The organism is Actinosynnema sp., assembly GCF_052038725.1.
In genome coordinates, this window is sequence record NZ_JBQGCX010001187.1 from 1 (window position 1) to 2,356 (window position 2,356).

Consider the following 2,356-nt stretch of genomic DNA (forward strand, 5'->3'; position numbering starts at 1 on the left):
TCGAGGCGATGCACGAGCTCTACGCGCCGGAGGACCACCACTACCTGTCGCGGGTGTACGTGGCGGGTTCGCGGGAGCTGGCGACGTTGCGCGGCCCGGACTCGAAGGCGGCGCGGCTGGTGGGGCTGCTGCTGGAGCGCAGCGCGGAGTTCCGGGAGCTGTGGGAGGCGCACGAGGTGGGCCTGAGGCCGGACGACGGCAAGCGCTTCGAGCACCCCGCGCTGGGCAGGCTGGACCTGGAGTGCCAGACCCTGGTGGACCCGGTGCAGTCGCACCTGCTGCTGGTGTACACGGCGGTGCCGGGGAGCGAGACGCACGAGAAGCTGCGGCTGCTGGCGGCGGTGGACCCGGTCGACCCGACGAGGGCGGTCGACCCGGTGGTGACGGCGGGCGCGTAGCGGGGCGGCGGGCGCGTGGCGGGGTGGCGACCGGTCCCCTGGGCGACCGGCCCCCGTGCGACCGGCGCCCCGCCACGAGCGCCGTCGAAGCCTCAGCCCTCCGCGCCGCCGGTGAACCCCAGCACCACCTGCGCCAGCCGCTCCGGCGCCTCCAGCGCCACCCAGTGCCCGACCCCGTCCACCCGCACGTCCACGACGTCCCCCGCGGCCCGCGCCAGGGTGTCCGCCGTGAACCCGCCGGTCCCGGCCCCGACCGCGAGCACCGGCGCCCGCACCCCCGGCTCCTCGGCCAGCGCCCGCAGCTCCTCCCCCTCCCGCAGCGCGGCCCGGTACAGCCCGGCCGCCCCCGACCAGCCGCCGGGGCGGGCGTAGGTGCGCGCGAACTCGGCCAGGTCCGCCTCGCCCACCGCCCCCGGCGCCGCCGACATCGCGTCGAACGCGTACCGCAGGAACTCCCGCTCCCTCCCGCGCAGCAGCAGCTCCGGCACCCCCTCCGCCGCCACCGCCCCGATGTGCCAGGCCCCGCCGCGCGCCACGTCGGTCAGCAGCTCGAACCCGAACCCGGCCAGCGCGGTCTCGACCGCGATCACCCCGAGCACGTCCTCCGGGTGCCGCGCCGCCAGCCGGAACACCGCCCCGCCGCCCAGGTCCTGCCCGAGCACGTGCACCGGCCCGACGCCCAGGCGCCCGATCAGCGCGTGCAGGTCCTCCGCCGCGACCGCCGCGTCGAAGTCGGGCCCCGCGACGGCGGAGTCGCCGAACCCGCGCAGGTCGACCGCGAACACCCGGCGCCGGGCGGCGAGCAGCGGGATGAGGCGGTGGAACGCCCACCAGGTCTCCGGGAACCCGTGCACCAGCAGGATCGGCGCCCCGCCGTCGCCCGCCGAGACGTAGTGCAGCTCGGTGCCGTTGACCTGCGCGTGGTGGTGAGTGAGCACCGCAGAACCCCCAAATGGACAGTCAGGTTGTCGAGTGCGGCGCAACGATAGACACCCAGACTGTCTTTTGTCCAGGCCGGTGCCGTACGCTCCCGCCATGCCACGCTCCGGCGCAGACCTGGCCCTGGCCCTGCTGGGCGGTTTCCGCACGCTCACCGACGCCGCGATCGCCGAACTGGCCCGGCGCGGCTACGAGGACGTGCGCCCGGTCCACGACTTCGCCATGCGGGCGATCGCGGCGGGCGCGGAGAGCGCGTCGGAGCTGGGCAGGCGGCTGTCGGTGACCAAGCAGTCGGCCGCCCGCACGATCGCCGTCCTGCAGGAGCGCGGCTGGGTGACCGGGGAGGCCGACCCGCGCGACGCCCGCCGCAAGCGCCTGCGGGTGACGCCGCTCGGGTTCGAGGTGCTGACGCAGGGCGAGGCGGTGTTCGACGAGCTGCGGGCGCGCTGGGCCGAGCAGCTGGGCGAGGCGGAGCTGGAGCGGTTCGAGGCCCAGCTGGAGGCGCTGGTGGGCGTGCTGCCGATCCGGTTCGACACGCCGGGCTGGATCAGCCGGGACCTCGGGGAGCTGTAGGCCCCGTCACCAAGGCCGCGCGGACGTCCTCAGGTCCGCCCGGTCCGTGCCGTCTGCCTCTGGTGCACGACGCCCGCCACCGCAGCCAGACGACGTCAGAGGTCAGCCATGCTCGCGACACTGCGCAAACTCACGATCGGCACCCGCCTGGTCGCCGTCATGGCCGTCCTGATGGCCCTGCTGGTGGCCACGATCGTCCTCGGGGTGGTCGCGCTGTCGAACCAGGAGCGGGCGCTGGCCGTCGTCGACACCGACCAGGACACCACCCGGATCGCCCAGCAGGTGAAGTTCCGCTCCGCCGACTTCAACGGCTGGCAGACCGCCTACGCGTTCGACGTGGCGCTCAACGGCGCGAGCGCGGGCTCGGACAGCTCGACCGCGCGCGCCGCCTTCCTCACCGCCTCGCGGGAGTTCGCGACCGAGCTCGACGCGCTCGGCGCGGCCGG

General features: G+C 75.5%; 4 protein-coding genes. 3 read left to right on the forward strand and 1 reads right to left on the reverse strand.

Annotated features, from left to right (window positions below):
• Window positions 1-398: MmyB family transcriptional regulator (locus ACTUAL_RS24885; protein WP_440901949.1), on the forward strand; the 398-nt coding region annotated here is incomplete at its 5' end.
• 92 nt (window positions 399-490) lie between these two features.
• Here the strand turns inward: ACTUAL_RS24885 and ACTUAL_RS24890 are convergent.
• Window positions 491-1,336 (reverse strand): alpha/beta hydrolase, encoded by an 846-nt coding sequence (locus ACTUAL_RS24890; RefSeq protein ID WP_440901950.1) that lies wholly within the window; start codon window positions 1,334-1,336, stop codon window positions 491-493.
• Window positions 1,337-1,433: 97 nt separating this feature from the next.
• Between ACTUAL_RS24890 and ACTUAL_RS24895 the strand changes: the two genes are divergently transcribed.
• Both ACTUAL_RS24895 and ACTUAL_RS24900 read left to right on the forward strand, forming a co-directional pair.
• Complete coding sequence (locus ACTUAL_RS24895; protein WP_096495286.1) at window positions 1,434-1,910, forward strand: MarR family winged helix-turn-helix transcriptional regulator; 477 nt, start codon at window positions 1,434-1,436, stop codon at window positions 1,908-1,910.
• Window positions 1,911-2,018: 108 nt separating this feature from the next.
• A partial coding sequence (locus ACTUAL_RS24900) for a Tar ligand binding domain-containing protein (RefSeq protein ID WP_440901951.1) occupies window positions 2,019-2,356 on the forward strand: 338 nt, incomplete at its 3' end.